Consider the following 15,443-nt stretch of genomic DNA (forward strand, 5'->3'; position numbering starts at 1 on the left):
TTCAAAATAACTACTTGGCTTAACGCAGTCATTGCGCTGATATTATACTTTCTTAACTTAGAACAAAAGCGCAAGCGCCCGATTAGAAATGTAGCGACTGGAGCAAGTCAATCGATATAAAGGAATCTATGTGTGCTTGCGAGTCGTTGATAACTTATTGGGTGATTCGTGAAGTCGCCTCGTTTCTGGGCGCTGGGGCTGAACATGACTCAACACTCCATATTTATCCATGTGGGCATATTTTATAATTTCCTAGATAATTAAAAAGCTTGTAGAGAAAAATCACCCTACAAGCTTTTACGAATAACCACAAAACAAATCTCACTAGTTATTTACTTTTCCTTTGTTTTTGTTTACGACTGAGGATAATTACAGCGATAATAAATAATAAAAATACGCCAATAATAAACCCAATAAATAACCAATTATAGCCTGTATCATTTTCTACAGCGAACACTTCTGCTGTCTCTCTGGCTAAACCAATTTTGTATTCTCCCTTATCATTTTCCCGAACAGTATTATCACCAAGATATCCACGTAGCTGTTTTCCTGACTCTAAATCACTTATTGAAACCGCCCTAGAGTGTTCATCATTATTTATTGCAATATACATCGTCTCATCTTGATAGCTCCGTTTAAATACACTCATTGCTCCATCAGAGCCAACCATTTCGAAATCGCCATGCGTTAGAACAGGAAATTTATTACGTAACGATGAGATACGGTTATGAAATTCAGTCAAGTCTGGATCACCGCTATTAAATTTCACCATTTGCTGTGCTTCAGCTAAGCCTGACCCATACATTGGCAATTCGGATCCTTGATACAATACTGGTACACCAGGAATCGTATACATATAAGTTAATGCTAGTGACCATGTCGTAAGAGCGTTTCTTCCGTTCTCTGCTAAAGTCTGCGTGAACCGCTCCGTTGATTTATTATCTACAAATATCATAGACGCTTGATCAGTTTGTTGCCAAGCTCCATATATGTCAGAAACCGGCTTTCCTGCTTCGGCGAATACCTCTGTCATTCTATTATATAACGAGTAATTTTCGATAGCATCCAATAATTTATTTTCTTTTAAATGTGTTATATCTGTTTCAGGGTCGAGAATATCTGCTAGGATATAGAAATCATCGTCCTTTGCTTTAATATTCTTAGAAAGTGTATTCAGGAATTCTGAAGATGCTTGATCAGCCGCATGTAGCTTATAACCATCAATATCGGTTTCATCCATCCAATAATTAGCCACATTCAATAAGTAAGCTTGCACTTCTGGGTTGTTCTGATTAAGTTTTACTGTATTTTTAGACCAATTGGTTTGTGGCTTTTTATTCTCGATTACCCAATCCTTCTTTGCTGTATCCTGTGCAATGGGATGACTATCTGCAATATAATTGGTAACAAGCTCCATAACTACTTTTATGTTTCGTTTATGTGCCTCTTTAATTAGTGTATGTAGATCATCCATCGTACCAAATTGTTCCTCAACAGAATAAAAATCCTCAATCCAGTAACCATGATATCCGTCCGGTGCATTCGCCATAATGGGTGATAGCACCAGTGTTGTATAGCCTAATTCTTCAAAGAAATCGAGTTTGTCTATAATCCCCTTTAGGTCTCCTCCATGATATGCCATTGGATCATCTAAACGGACTTGTTTATCTCGTTCATGGTCCAGATTATTATAGCGATCCACGGTGATACTGTATAAAATCTCTTCGTTTATATTTGCACTTTCTGCTTGTATATCATTTGGCATCGCTACAAGAATAGCAAGGATAGCAAAAAAAATACTTAGGATACGTTTCATATAATTCCTCCATCTAGTAAAAGTACTCTTGTTCTATTATTGAGCTTTTATCGGAATAGTCAATATTAATCCTTACATTGTAAGAAATCATTCAAATTTTTAACCCTTGCCTCCATAGTCAGCTATAATGATAGCATAATAACCTGTTGTCGAGCTATGATAACCAACACGTTGTCAAAACAGAACAAAAGCGCAAGAGCCCGATTAGAAACGTAACGACTGAAGCGAGTCAACGGAGATAAAGGAATCACGGTGAGCTTGCGAGCCGATGATGACTTAGATTAGGGCGATTCGTGAAGACGCATCGTTTCTGGGCGTTGGAGCTGGACGTGACTTAATACGTATATTTATCCATAGGCTCAAATTTTGTAATTTCCTAGGCTATAAAAAAAGATTGCCCCAAACATAAGGACAATCTTTCTATACTTATACAGACATAGGGAGTCTAAAGAATCCCAATGCAAGTACAATAATAACGGCAATCACAAATTGGATCCACAAACCTTTAAGTGGCTTCTGCTTTCTTAACTTCACAAGCATCATTTCCATCACAGCAATAATCCAAACTCCAGCAAGTCCCTTAATGATTGCTTCAGGTAGTAATGGACTGCCATTAAAATAATACGCAATTAAATCTCCACCGGTATAAAGTATAAACAAATAGTCTAATCGCAAAATCATTTGTGTAATTTTTGCAGGCTTTTCCTTACCTTGTTTTAACATCATGTAAGCTAGAGCAAATAAAATAAAACCAAGCGCCCATGCAGTAATATGCATATGTGTCATCTCTAAACAACCTCCTGTCCAAATTCAATGACTATCGCTATCATACCATGATCACTTTAATAAATCATATAAAAAAATCATGACAAATTTTCTGTATCTATTCAGCAAGAAAAACTGTTATACTATTTTTGTAGATTATTTTTAAAATTCGGAGGGATCATATGGTACAAACGAGTCAGGAAATAATTGATCAGACACAGGAATATGGTGCGAAAAACTATCATCCTCTACCTGTTGTTATTGCAAAGGCTGAAGGAGTTTGGGTAGAAGATCCAGAAGGAAACCGCTATATGGACATGCTGAGTGCTTATTCAGCAGTAAACCAAGGACATCGTCACCCCAAAATTATTGAAGCCTTAAAAAAACAAGCTGATGCTGTAACATTAACCTCAAGAGCTTTCCACAATGATCAGCTTGGACCTTGGTACGAAAAAATATGTAAACTAACTAATAAAGAAATGGCCCTGCCAATGAATACAGGGGCTGAAGCTGTTGAAACAGCGATCAAAGCAGCTAGAAGATGGGCTTATGATGTAAAAGGTGTTGCAGAAGATAAAGCAGAAATCATTGCTTGTGAAGGAAATTTTCATGGAAGAACAATGACTGCTGTATCCCTTTCTTCAGAAGCTGAATACAAACGTGGATTTGGACCAATGCTGCCAGGAATTAAAATCATTCCTTATGGTGACATTGATGCATTAAAAAATGCTATTACAGAGAACACAGCGGGCTTTTTATTTGAACCGATTCAAGGTGAAGCTGGAATTGTAATGCCTCCAGAAGGATTCTTAAAGGAAGCTTATGCTATATGTAAGGAAAATAAGGTTTTGTATATCGCTGATGAAATACAAGCCGGACTTGCACGTAGTGGAAAAATGTTCGCTTGTGATTGGGAAGATGTAACTCCAGATGTTCTAATTCTCGGAAAAGCCTTAGGAGGAGGCGTATTTCCAATCTCCTGTGTCGTCGCTAATAAAGATATCTTGGGTGTATTTAACCCTGGATCACACGGTTCAACCTTTGGTGGAAATCCACTAGCTTGTGCAGTTTCCACAGCATCTTTAGAAGTACTAGAGGAAGAAAATTTGGCAGAACGCTCGTTAGAGCTTGGGAGCTATATGATGGCTGAACTCAATACAATTGATAATCCCAAAATAAAAGAAGTACGTGGTAAAGGTCTATTTATTGGTATGGAGTTAACAGAGGCCGCTCGCCCGTATTGTGAAGCGTTAAAAGAAAAGGGATTACTATGTAAAGAAACTCATGACAATGTAATACGCTTTGCTCCTCCACTTATTATTGATAAAACAGATCTCGATTGGGCTATTAGTCATATCCGTGAAGTGTTTAACGGTTAAGTACGAATTTTTATAATGTATACAGAAAGGCTGTCCCATAAGTCAAGCTAGACTTGTGAACAGCCTTTTTAATAGCTTTATTGCAGACTGCAGCAGTAATTCACAGCCACAGATGAAATAAATTACGTTTCTCACAATTCGTACAGATAGAAAGTAGTTTCAGTCAAATCCATGATAGTTATGGAGATGTCTTCTTGAGTCATGAAAATGGAAAACGTAGAAAGTTTGCTGACTGCCCTAACTTTCTGTAGTTTATCATTAACCTGCATCAAATTCATGATTTAAAATGGAATATAATTTTAAATCATAATGTATTCCGTTTACTTGCATGGCCATTCTCATTATTCCTTCAAAGGTCATTCCTACCTTTTCCATTACTCTTTCAGACGCAAGATTTTCTCGAAAACATCTTGCTTGGATACGTACTAAATTCATCTCTGTAAATCCATATGCTATCACTCTCATTGCAGCTTCTGTCATCATTCCTCTTCCCCAATAGTCTCTAGAAATGATATACGCTATTTCTGCCGTACGATGTTTTTTCTTCCATGATACAAAATTAATCGTTCCTATTAAATGATGTGTTTGTTTATCTTGAATTCCCCAGAAGACATAATTATTTCCTTTGTACTGATTTAATATTAGATTAAGAAATATATGGGTATCGGCCATCGATTGATGGGCATCCCAATTCACATATTTAGCTACTTCTTTATCGGAGCAATAAGCAAACATATCCGCAGCATCATCGATGGTAACCCTTCGTAATCGCATTCGCTCTGTTTCAAGTGTTGGAAAGTTATCTTTTGGAACTCGCATCACTTCTCCCCCATTCACCCTTGATTTTTCCTACGAAGATACTGTTTCTGATTATAGGTCAAGCTACGCCATATCCATTCTAATGGACCAAACCGAAAATGAATAAACCACCATTTACTATATATGATCTGTAAGAAATAAATGACAATAACCATAAGTACTCCAATTAATGGTGATATAGCTCCATATAGACCAAATCCAACCCCATAAAATAAGACAAAACATATGACAGATTGTGTAATATAATTGGTTAATGCCATTCTGCCTACATAAACTAATGGTTGGAGTATTGCAGCGCCCACCTTGGTTTGAGCTAACAGTGTAATCGATGTTAAATAAAATAGTGCTGAAAATGAGCCACCTATATTATCTTGAATCATCGAAAACCATGTCGGATTCCCAAACAAATAGGGAGCTAGCTTTAAGAGAATGAAGAGAATCAAGGAACTAAACCAAAGCCTTTTAATAATAGAATGATATTGCTTCGGTTTATGTAGCCAGCGTTTCCGTGCAATGTACATTCCAAATAGAAATAAAGGTAAAATGGTTGCAATCATTATGAAAAAAACAATTCCTCCATTACCATACATCCAATCTTGAAAGTTTTGATACCAAATGGCTTGAATAGTGGTACTTTGATAATTTTCAAGCGCTTGATTTATCATTACATCGTCATATTCATTAAGAAAATGCCTCGCATTATACAAAAATAGTGTTAACATACTAACACTTCCAACTAACAGAGTAACTCCCCAGCCAAGTAGCGTCCGATCTTTCACATCCAAGAATAAAAGTAAAAACAACCCAATTATTCCATACGACAATAAAATATCACCATGCCATATTAAAAACGCATGAATTATTCCAAATCCAATTAAAACCATGAGCCTGCGAATTAGAATCGGATAAAAGGCAATTCCTTTTACAAATAGCCCTTCCTTCATTAACTGAATGCCAAAGCCAAACAAAATTGAAAATAATGAATAGAAGCTTGCTTGAAAAAATATGTCGATAATACCTTGAACCGTATGATCCAAACTAGATGGCCACGCTACCCCTTCTCCTCCATACAAAAAATAAGGTGCACTGAAGGCGCCAATATTCACAATAAATATACCAAAAATAGCGAAGCCTCTAGCTGCATCAATCCAAACCAACCGATCTTTTTCACGAGTCGGTGTTGCCTTTATATCCATCATATACTCCCTTTCTGCTTCGTACCTCATATTATTCGATAAAAAACAAAACAATCCTGCTAAAGATCCTCAACAAAATAGAAGATTTTCATAAGCTAACAGTAAAGGAGGAGTCCAAATGCCAGCAAAAGTCGGAGCAGTCAAAGTAATTAATATATCTTCCTCCAGTATTTTTAATATTGGCGATGTGTATTCCATATCCCCAGACAGTACTGCCAAAACCTATGCTGGTGGAGGGTCTTTCAATACTGGAAGAGGTATTCGTGTAAACTTGGGGAATTCTAAAACCTATGTTTTTGATCCCGACAATTTTGATCAACCTATAATCTCGGAGGAATAAAGATGAATATCACTGTCCATCAATCCATTAGTATTTATATGATAAAAGTCGGTGCTATTACCAATTCTTCTGTATTGCAAATTGGAAGCACTGGCAGTCTACAAGCCCAATCCGATATATACAATACAGGCGGATTTACAGAAGCTGTTGAGGAGGCAGAAGCAATTAGTGAGACTACTCCTCTTGTACCTTTAGCCCCTTAATTCGCACATTTTTGTAGGTAATGCATAAACTAAGCATAGGCATTCGTCTACACTGTGCAAGGGGGGTTTATTTTCATGAACAATAATGATTGGTCAAAATATATTTATGATTTACATGAACATATGAAGCAGCAGGAGAATCTAATCCAAACATTAATGTCGAGAGTAAACCAATTGGAGGATAGTTTGCAAGCTGCTAAATCTAATAAGATTGAAAAGGTGGAATATCACTTCGACCAACTGAAGATTGAGCATTTAGACGGTACGCTTCATATCGGTTTATCCCCACAGGACTTAGCAAACCTTGAAGATACGGGTTTCCCAAACCAGCCTGACATACCAAATTATCAGCCACCACTTAAACAAACCTTACAATCAGAATTAGGAAATTATCTCCATGAAACCGGTCCCTCTATTATTCGTCAGCTCGCAAGAGAGCACAGTGTAAATTTAAACGATGGATATCCCTCCGTTCTTATACAAGATATAGAAAAACAGTTGCCTGGACGGATTGCCTTTCATGAAAATGAGGCAACACAAAATGGTAACCTTAAATCAAGAGAGGAATTGCATGCTTATATATCAGATAACATTAAAAGTGAAATTCAAAAATCGCTAGCTCATTTTATGCATACCAAAAAGAATAAAGGAGAATCATCATGAACATGGAAGTCCATAACTGGGGACTAAATGTTGAAAATGTTAATGTAGATAACGTATCTGCCTCATCCGTTTTTTTGATTGGGGACAACGATGAGATATGTCTTTCATCTTTTTTTGATACACCACCAGAGGCCTTTACTTTTGGAAATATTGTACCATTAGCCCCATAAGGAGAGAATAACTCGTGCAAAAACGAATCGCTCATGTATCCGATATGTTTACCAATTCTGTTTCCTTTAGTGGCGTTGTTTCAATTGGAGACACATTCAATGCCAATTTAAATTCCAAAGGGATTGCGGTACAAAAAGAGGGAGATTACTTCACAAAAGCAGATGAGGAATACTTTGAGGATTATCCGATTTTCACCAGAAAAGCAAACTGGCTGAAAGATGGGAAAACCGTAAATAAATCTACTTTTCATCACGACTGTTCTATTAATGTCCACCATGTTTCTTTAATTGGAGTTAGTAGTTCCTCCTTAATGCAAATCGGGAGCGTGGAAAATATAGCTGCAGATGCACGATTAAAGCATTTCCGAAAGCTCCAAGATTAAATAAGACACCAATCCTTGTTCCATCTCATAGACTGTTTTAAGAATACTATGATAGAAGGTGTTAGCATGCCCGCTATTGTTGGACCAGTAAAAATAATTAGTGTTGGCGGAGGTGTGGTTAACTTTGGTGATTCCTTTTATTTATCTCCAAAGGATACTGCAAAAACTAACGCTGGTTCTGGCTCACTTAATACAGGTGACTTCATCTGTACGAATAACGGCGTCAGTACAACCAATCCGTTTGACCCTGATTTAAACGATCAAAACATTACGGCAAACGCATAAACATTATGAAATAAGCTTGTGGAATCCTTAGTGGTTCTACAAGCTTATTATTGAGCCTTTGCTCCCACACTATATTTCGGCGGGAGTGTAAAGGATGGTTTCGTCTTTAAAAAGAGCCGTTTTAGTATGTCGCACCCCCTTGTACATAACAAAACAGAATTTTGCTTTACTCTACTATTAGCCTAGCTTTTTAATTCCTGTGGCACTTCAACAAGTTGATTTTTCGCAAAGAAATACAAATATGTTTCCTTTACAGGCTGTTTCCAAATCGTTTCAACAGCATATCGATAAAGCTTCATTTGCGTAAAATAACGGTGTAGCATTTTTTCCTTGACTTGCTCTGTCCATTCAGCATTAATGGCATCCGTTTTATAATCGATCATTATCCAACCATCTTCTTTTGGAATAAGACAATCGATTACCCCTTGTATTAGCACATTTTCTTCTGGTGCGTGCCATGTTGTATAAACTTCACTTGCTGGCAATGCAAGACTAAATGGTACCTCGCGATAGAATTTAGGTACACCCATGATAAATGCAGCAATCGGTGTATGATAAAATTGCTCAATTGCATGGATGTCAATCTGGCCTGCTTCTTGTCTTCCTATAATCTCTTTTTCTATCATTTTTTCAATTTCTTCCTCTATTTGCAAACCATTTAATACTCGTTTAATAGGTAAATGCTGCATGACTGTGTGCATTGCAGTTCCTTTTTCAGCTGAAATCATTGATTTTTCCTTTTGCATAAATACTGGTCGTTTAACAATCGGCTTTTGAAATGTAGCTACAAGCTGATCAGAACTATATTCATCCTTTATTTCCTGTTGCCTTTTAATTTCAGTTACTGTTTGTTTTGCCCTTGAGGTCGCAGCCTCTCGATAGGGATACGTAAATTGCAAACGTTGATCAACGATATATTTGAGTTCATTATCTGTTAAATCCAACGGCTTCCATTTAGAAATGTGCTCATATAATTGCACATCATTGTCCTTATTAGGTTCCGTATTATTGACCAGCTCACTTCCATGAATAATGGTCACATCCCAATGTGACGGATCATGCTCTATCGTTTCATTCGACATTTTTGAGGTATCGCCTAATCGTAACATTTCGCAGTCACGATGACGTAAGAGCGCTGGACCAACCCAATCCAGATAGGTTTTTGATTCGATGCGGAAGTACGAAGGAAGTACCCATTCATGATGCTCCCTTATTTTCTCCCATTTCTCTATTTTTTTCTCTAAAGATGGTACACTCCCTATCATGACAAGTTTTTCTTTTGCGCGAGTTAATGCAACATAAAGTACACGCATTTCCTCTGCGAGCTGCTCCCTCAATTTTTCACGCTTTAACGCTTGATAATACAGTGTTGGATAGCTAATTCGCTTAACTGGGTCGATGTATTTACTGGCAAAACCATAATCCTTATGCAATAAGTATTTCTGATTTAAATCCATCAAATTAAATTGTTTATCCATCCCCCCTAAAAGCACTACAGGGAATTCAAGTCCCTTACTTTTATGAATCGTCATAATACGTACAACGTCCTCTTGTTCACTCAGAGCCCTTGCTGCTCCAAGGTCATCCCCTCGTTCTTCCATTCGCTCGATAAAGCGTAGGAATCGAAATAATCCACGAAATGACGTTTTTTCATACGTTCGCGCTCGATCATAGAGAGCTCGGAGATTCGCCTGTCGTTGTCTGCCTCCTGGCATACCTCCAACAAAGTCGTAATACCCTGTTTCTCGAAAAATCTGCCAAATCAACTCAGATAAAGAACCTTGCCTAGATGCTAAACGGTATCTTTCCCGATTGTCAACAAAACGTTGAAGCCTTTTTGCAGTTTCATTTGTATGCTGCTTAACATAGTTTTTTAATGCATCATAAAACGAAAGATTCTTTCCTGCTAATCGAATTGCTGCCAATTCTTCTTCATTTAAACCAACTATTGGTGAACGTAATACTGACGCTAATGGGATGTCCTGTCTCGGATTATCAATCACTTTTAAAAGGCTAATCATTACCTTTATTTCAATTGCTTCAAAATAACCTGTTGATAATTCTGCATATACAGGAATACCTTGTTTTTTCAACTCATCTGTAATAGCCGGAGCCCATGTCATCGACCGAAGCAGAATGACAACATCCCGATATTGCATATCCCTTTGGGCGTTTGTTTCCTTATCAACCACTTGCAAAGGTGCTTGATCTGCTTGACCAATCCAATTTTTAATTTTTTTAGCATATACTCTAGCTTCAAGCTCTGCCTTTTCCAAATCTCGGAAGTCCACTTCCTCCATACTTTCTTCTTGTTCATCAATATGGCGATCTATAATTACCAACTCTGGATTTGGCTGACTATAAGGATATTCATCATACATTTTATTGCCATAAATTAGCTCCGCATTTTCATCATAGTTTATTTCACCAAGAGCTTCATCGATAATTTGTCGAAAGATATAATTCGTTCCAGTTAAAACTTGCTCTCTACTTCTAAAGTTTCTGGCTAAATCAATGCGTTTTCCCGAATTAGTATTAGCAGCAAATCGTTTATACTTACCAATAAACAAAGACGGCTCCGCATGTCGAAAACGGTAAATACTTTGCTTTACATCTCCTACCATAAATCGATTTCCCTTACCAATTTGATCACTTAATAAATGTAGAATGGTCTCTTGTACTAGGTTAGTATCCTGATATTCATCGATGAGTAATTCAGAAAATCGTCGTTGAAATCCAACTGCCACTTTTGATGGTGTTGGTGACTCGGTTGAATCATCTTCATTTAATAACTGTAAGCAATAATGTTCGAGGTCCGTGAAATCTACCATTGCTCGCTCCCGCTTCTCTTTTGTAAAGCGTTGTTTAAATTCCTTCACTAACTCCGTCAATTGTTTAATTACTGGCGCCATTTCACGCATATCTTCTAAATGACTAGCTAAATCTCTACTAAACCAGTCCTGCTTCATATCATTCCAACGTTTTTTATAGCTATTTCTTAGCTTTTGAACATGCTTTTTTTTCTCCTCATTTACTTCAACACGTTGACTCGATAGTTTTGAAAATGTGTAGTCTTTCATGAAATTATAAAGTTGATTCCAATCACCTTGAACTCGTTTAACTTCCTGCAACATAGCTATATCTTCTTCTATCGTATTCGCATACTGGTACGGTCCGTCATTTTCTTTTGTTATATTCATAGCAAGTAGCATTTCTTGCTGAATAGCTTCAAACTTCCCTTCCACCTCACGCTTAAGTATATTTAACCAATAAAGATCTATTTGCTCATCATTTTCTGATACATCATACGCATTTGCTAATTGATCTAGCCAGTGATCAGGCCAAGGATTCTGTACAGCAAACGAATAGAGAGAAAGGATTAAGTCTTCTACTTCAGCATCACTACGGTCACTCGAAAAACGATCTACGACTTGAAAAAATAATGCCTGGTCAGCGCCATCTGCACCATACCAATCCTCAAACAAATCATCCATTACCTCTTGTTTCATTAAATCTACTTCCATTTCATTAGCAATGCGAAATGAAGGATCAATATCTAATAAATATGCATATTGACGTACAACTTCAAGACAAAAGGAATGCAGTGTGGATATCGATGCCCGTTGTAGTAGGGATAATTGTTTCTTTAGATGTTGGGAAGATGGGTCTTCAGCCAAAGCCTTTTCAAGAGCTGCGCCAACTCGCTTACGCATTTCTTGGGCTGCAGCATTTGTAAAGGTTACTACGAGTAGAGAATCGATATCTACTGGGTTCTCTTTATTAAGGAGCTTCTGTATTATTCGTTCAACGAGTACAGCGGTCTTCCCTGAACCTGCTGCCGCTGCAACGAGTACATCGCTCCCACTGGTATATATTGCTTCCTCTTGTTCTTTTGTCCAGCTTACCATGAATCGCCCTCCTCCCTCTGAATACGGTTAAGGATATCTTCATCCTTTAAGTCGGTTAGCTTTCTGTAATCATTCGTTGCTATGGTTGAATCAAACTGACATACAGCATGGAATGGGCAATATGTACATGCAACTTGCTGCTTATGCTGATAAGGGTTTAAATCAACTCCCCCTGTAGTCATATCAATACCAGCTTTAGCCATAAGTCGATGCATATGATTTTGTAAACTAGCGAATGTTTGTTGATCTGCTATTTTGGAATAACTATAAAAGCCACCCTTTTTCTTTACACCTGCAGGAACAATTTGGCTAGCTCCAGAATCTAATGCAGTATCCATCCATTTCACAATTTCTTCGTCTGATAATAGTAATCCTTGCATTTTATATTTCTTAAACAATTCTTCCGCGATGGAGGCATCATCAAGTCTCCCTTTTCCTGTAATCATTGGATTATGGACATGGAAGTATAATACTCCTGCTGGTGTCGCTTGAACCCCTAGCCACTTTTCAGAGTGCGTTAACACCACATCTAAATACGTAAGCATTTGTAGAGCTAAACCATAATAAACTTCCATTAGGTTAAGTCCTTTGGCACTAGACTTATAATCTATAATTCGTAAAAATAGTTCATCATCCTTTATTGCTCTGTCGACACGATCAATTCTACCTCGTAGCATTAACTCAAAACCATTCTCCAACGTAATCGTTAATGGTGGCAGCTTCTGATTTTTACCAAAACCTAATTCTAACCCAACTGGAGAGAAATTACTTTGTCTTGCCTGCTCACTTAATACAAAAGCCGCTCGTGCGATAACTTCTTCCAGCTTTTGTTGAATGTATTTATAACGGTTAGAACTGTGTAGAATCTGATGCTGTAGTACTGGCGCTAAATGGCTTACAGCCTTAGACGCATAATTAGCTGCATCAGACTGGTTCAAGTGTGAAAAATCTCTACCTTCGCTTTGAACCCATTCTGTAATGGTTTTTAACGCTTCATGGAATAATTGCCCAATGTCTGGTGCATCTAACTTGTATGTTCTACGCTCTTCAAGTCCTAAACTGTATTTTGCAAAGTGCTGGTATGAACATCGATAATATGTCTCTAATCGAGAAACACTCGCCTTTACCTGTTTTGGATAAAGCTGTTCGATGGTTTCACTAGACAAGTCGGTAGGTTTATTTTGATAGAATAAACTTTGTAAAATTCGATACGTCGTATGATACTTCTTGTGATGCTCCATATACCAATTCAGTACATACCACCATATGCTCCTAACAGGGTAGCCTTTTTGATATCTAGCTAACTGAGCTGTTAAAGCAGCTCTTGTCTTCGTTGGTGTCGTTATAAATCGACCTGCATCTAATAATTCATCAGGATCCTGCAAAACCAAGTGGTCACTGGAGCTTGGAAATAGATCCTCCATACGCTTAATCAGCTGTGAAGGCATCTTTGCCTTTCCTTCATCATCACTTAAAGGATAACTAATCCACAATCTGTCTCTAGCTACCGTAAATGCTATATACATATAGAACCAATCATCAAGTAATTGGCGCTTGCTACTTTCTGCTAGCTTTAATCCATGACCAGCCAGCATTTCTCTTTCCTGTTCATTTATCAATCCATCAGTTGGTGGTTTCATTGGCCAAACGCCTTCATTTACACCGAGAAGGAAACCACATTTTATTCCACTGATTCGAGAACGATCGATAGAACCAACTATGACATGGTCCATACTTGGCGGAACATGAGCAAACGTTAACGTCTCGAAACCAGCTTCTAATGTTTTTCGAAACGTAGTTAGTGACATTTCCTCTTCTCCAGCCATCTCAACGATTTCATCAAACAATTGAATGACAGCATCCCATACCTGCTCTTGTTCCCTTCCTTTTTCAAGCTCTCCAACATTATCATAATCCGTACGTATTTCCTCTAATCGAACGGGAACTTGTAATTCCTCTAGTAATAAATAAATGGTTTCACATTTTTCCTGAACGGTTGAAGCGTCTCTCATTTGCGTATCGAAGTTTCCTAATGCCTGCGCCACTTGGTTACGATAATGATTTATTCTTGCTTGTGTATCTCTTTCCATATCTGTTTGCGCCATTTGGTCAAATCCTCGAAATCTTTGAAACACCCACTCTTCTTCTCCTAGCCAGCGCTCTCTTGATCTAATTCCATACTCTAGTACATAATTTTCTAATTCATCTATTGCGTCAGGGTTTAGCGGATATTCCTTATTTAAACTTGGAATAAAACCAGTTTTGAGTACGCGAAAAACAGCATCATATCGCCAATTTCCTTCTACCATATCTAATAAAGAACGAATCAATTCAATTAGCGCATGATTCTGCATGGTTCTTTTTTCATCAATAAAAACTGGAATGTCATAATCATTAAAGAGCGTTGCAATTAAATCATGGTACGTATCGGTTTGCCGAATAAACAGCGCAATATCACGATAACGATAGCCCTCTTCCCTAACAAGTCGAACAATCTCTTGAGCTGCTCCTTCTACTTCTGCTCGGGGATGGACTGCTTCTGCAATTTGCAGTGGAACTTGCTCATCATAGTGAGGGACAGGTCGGACATCAAAATTTTTTTCCAAATGTGCAAAGTAAGGCCGATCTCGAAATCTTCCATATTCAGGGTCAAGTTCAACGGTCTCTTCTATCATTACGTCATTCATTTCCGCAGTTTGCTTAAGTGCTTGGTAGGTTTCCGTTGTCTGGTAAAATAAATCCAATTCAGACACAGCGTCCCCCTCTGGCTGCTCCACAGTTAACGCGACAGTTACACGTTTGCATTTTTTCATAAGTGCTTCTACTACCATCATTTCTTTTGGTGTAAACCGATGAAACCCATCAACATATATCTCTGCTTCATGTAATAATTGCGACTCTTTAATCTTATCAGCAAGTAATTGCAGTTGATCCTCGCCATCTATATATTTATCTTGCAAAGCAAATAGTAATTTTTCATAGATATATACTAAATCCTCAAGCTTATTCGCTAACGCCTCTTCCCCAGGCTCCTTATGTACGTATTGACCAATTTGTTCAATTTGCGCATGCAATAGCTCTGGTGTAATGGTATATCGCTTAAACTCCGTTATCATTGTTTCTAATTGATGTAAAAAACCTTGTTTTTCCATTGCTTTTTGGAAAACATGCCACTCATCTTGTTTTTCTTCTATAATTTTGCGTAGCATCATTTGAATACCAACCGTACTAATAAACTGCTTCGTCCCGCCTCCTGTTTCCTGCAGCACCCTCCAAGCCAGCCTTGAAAAGCTTGCTACTTGAGCACGAATACTCCCGCGAATATCTTTATCATTAAACAGTGTATACTCCTGTTGAAATGTCATTTGATCTGGAACGATATAGAATATAGGTGGGCCTTGTGGTTCCTGAATTAATTTGGCTTTCATCTCATCCAATGAACGGCCGCTTTTCCCCGTTCCTGCTCGTCCAGTAATAAAACGGAGTCCCATAATGTTTCCCCCATTTCCTTCTCCA

The 15,443-nt window shown here is 37.8% G+C and carries 13 protein-coding genes; 7 read left to right on the forward strand and 6 right to left on the reverse strand.

Annotated elements, in window-relative coordinates:
- Nucleotides 1–328: 328 nt before the first annotated feature.
- Complete coding sequence (locus tag JUJ52_RS12630; RefSeq protein WP_121604873.1) at nucleotides 329–1,816, reverse strand: alpha-amylase family glycosyl hydrolase; 1,488 nt, start codon at nucleotides 1,814–1,816, stop codon at nucleotides 329–331.
- A 426-nt stretch (nucleotides 1,817–2,242) separates the two neighbouring features.
- A complete protein-coding gene (locus JUJ52_RS12635) occupies nucleotides 2,243–2,602 on the reverse strand; it encodes a YisL family protein (RefSeq protein WP_026680623.1) in 360 nt (119 codons plus the stop codon).
- Nucleotides 2,603–2,763: 161 nt separating this feature from the next.
- On the opposite strand from JUJ52_RS12635, the gene JUJ52_RS12640 reads away from it, so the two are divergent.
- Complete coding sequence (locus tag JUJ52_RS12640; RefSeq protein WP_026680622.1) at nucleotides 2,764–3,960, forward strand: ornithine--oxo-acid transaminase; 1,197 nt, start codon at nucleotides 2,764–2,766, stop codon at nucleotides 3,958–3,960.
- Between the two features lie 258 nt (nucleotides 3,961–4,218).
- Here JUJ52_RS12640 and JUJ52_RS12645 read toward each other — a convergent pair whose 3' ends face one another.
- On the reverse strand, nucleotides 4,219–4,779 hold the full coding sequence (locus tag JUJ52_RS12645; protein ID WP_026680621.1) for a GNAT family N-acetyltransferase: 561 nt from the start codon (nucleotides 4,777–4,779) through the stop codon (nucleotides 4,219–4,221).
- A gap of 14 nt (nucleotides 4,780–4,793) precedes the next feature.
- Nucleotides 4,794–5,975, reverse strand: a complete 1,182-nt coding sequence (locus JUJ52_RS12650) for a DUF418 domain-containing protein (protein WP_026680620.1) — start codon at nucleotides 5,973–5,975, stop codon at nucleotides 4,794–4,796.
- Nucleotides 5,976–6,093: 118 nt separating this feature from the next.
- On the opposite strand from JUJ52_RS12650, the gene JUJ52_RS12655 reads away from it, so the two are divergent.
- The 6 genes from JUJ52_RS12655 to JUJ52_RS12680 all read left to right on the forward strand — a co-directional run bounded on the left by JUJ52_RS12655 (nucleotide 6,094) and on the right by JUJ52_RS12680 (nucleotide 8,019).
- Nucleotides 6,094–6,315: a spore germination protein gene (locus tag JUJ52_RS12655; protein ID WP_026680619.1), complete on the forward strand. Its 222-nt coding sequence runs from the start codon at nucleotides 6,094–6,096 to the stop codon at nucleotides 6,313–6,315.
- A 2-nt stretch (nucleotides 6,316–6,317) separates the two neighbouring features.
- Nucleotides 6,318–6,518, forward strand: coding sequence for a spore germination protein GerPB (locus JUJ52_RS12660; RefSeq protein ID WP_026680618.1), 201 nt, complete (start codon nucleotides 6,318–6,320; stop codon nucleotides 6,516–6,518).
- A gap of 75 nt (nucleotides 6,519–6,593) precedes the next feature.
- Nucleotides 6,594–7,181: a spore germination protein GerPC gene (gene gerPC / locus JUJ52_RS12665; protein ID WP_026680617.1), complete on the forward strand. Its 588-nt coding sequence runs from the start codon at nucleotides 6,594–6,596 to the stop codon at nucleotides 7,179–7,181.
- On the forward strand, nucleotides 7,178–7,351 hold the full coding sequence (locus JUJ52_RS12670) for a hypothetical protein (protein ID WP_026680616.1): 174 nt from the start codon (nucleotides 7,178–7,180) through the stop codon (nucleotides 7,349–7,351). Before gerPC ends, JUJ52_RS12670 begins: the two co-directional genes overlap by 4 nt.
- A gap of 14 nt (nucleotides 7,352–7,365) precedes the next feature.
- Nucleotides 7,366–7,734 carry a spore germination protein GerPE gene (locus tag JUJ52_RS12675; RefSeq protein ID WP_026680615.1) on the forward strand — a complete coding sequence of 123 codons (369 nt, stop codon included), beginning with the start codon at nucleotides 7,366–7,368 and terminating at the stop codon, nucleotides 7,732–7,734.
- Nucleotides 7,735–7,800: 66 nt separating this feature from the next.
- The gene (locus tag JUJ52_RS12680; RefSeq protein ID WP_026680614.1) at nucleotides 7,801–8,019 is read left to right on the forward strand and encodes a spore germination protein; all 219 of its coding nucleotides are present in this window, start codon (nucleotides 7,801–7,803) and stop codon (nucleotides 8,017–8,019) included.
- A 182-nt stretch (nucleotides 8,020–8,201) separates the two neighbouring features.
- On the opposite strand, the gene addA is transcribed toward JUJ52_RS12680, so the two are convergent.
- Nucleotides 8,202–11,927, reverse strand: a complete 3,726-nt coding sequence (gene addA / locus JUJ52_RS12685; protein WP_121604872.1) for a helicase-exonuclease AddAB subunit AddA — start codon at nucleotides 11,925–11,927, stop codon at nucleotides 8,202–8,204.
- On the reverse strand, nucleotides 11,921–15,418 hold the full coding sequence (gene addB, locus JUJ52_RS12690; protein WP_205388406.1) for a helicase-exonuclease AddAB subunit AddB: 3,498 nt from the start codon (nucleotides 15,416–15,418) through the stop codon (nucleotides 11,921–11,923). The genes addA and addB overlap by 7 nt, the downstream gene beginning before the upstream one ends.
- Between the last annotated feature and the right edge of the window lie 25 nt (nucleotides 15,419–15,443).

It is taken from the genome of Virgibacillus sp. AGTR (assembly GCF_016919725.2).
Classification (GTDB): domain Bacteria; phylum Bacillota; class Bacilli; order Bacillales; family Amphibacillaceae; genus Virgibacillus; species Virgibacillus salarius.

Coding starts and splice junctions, on each gene's coding strand:
- JUJ52_RS12640 (WP_026680622.1), top strand. CDS start 2,764: ATGGTACAAACGAGTCAGGAAATAATTGATCAGACACAGGAATATGGT.
- JUJ52_RS12635 (WP_026680623.1), bottom strand. CDS start 2,602: ATGACACATATGCATATTACTGCATGGGCGCTTGGTTTTATTTTATTT.
- JUJ52_RS12660 (WP_026680618.1), top strand. CDS start 6,318: ATGAATATCACTGTCCATCAATCCATTAGTATTTATATGATAAAAGTC.
- JUJ52_RS12655 (WP_026680619.1), top strand. CDS start 6,094: ATGCCAGCAAAAGTCGGAGCAGTCAAAGTAATTAATATATCTTCCTCC.
- addB (WP_205388406.1), bottom strand. CDS start 15,418: ATGGGACTCCGTTTTATTACTGGACGAGCAGGAACGGGGAAAAGCGGC.
- JUJ52_RS12680 (WP_026680614.1), top strand. CDS start 7,801: ATGCCCGCTATTGTTGGACCAGTAAAAATAATTAGTGTTGGCGGAGGT.
- gerPC (WP_026680617.1), top strand. CDS start 6,594: ATGAACAATAATGATTGGTCAAAATATATTTATGATTTACATGAACAT.
- addA (WP_121604872.1), bottom strand. CDS start 11,927: ATGGTAAGCTGGACAAAAGAACAAGAGGAAGCAATATATACCAGTGGG.
- JUJ52_RS12650 (WP_026680620.1), bottom strand. CDS start 5,975: ATGGATATAAAGGCAACACCGACTCGTGAAAAAGATCGGTTGGTTTGG.
- JUJ52_RS12645 (WP_026680621.1), bottom strand. CDS start 4,779: ATGCGAGTTCCAAAAGATAACTTTCCAACACTTGAAACAGAGCGAATG.
- JUJ52_RS12630 (WP_121604873.1), bottom strand. CDS start 1,816: ATGAAACGTATCCTAAGTATTTTTTTTGCTATCCTTGCTATTCTTGTA.
- JUJ52_RS12670 (WP_026680616.1), top strand. CDS start 7,178: ATGAACATGGAAGTCCATAACTGGGGACTAAATGTTGAAAATGTTAAT.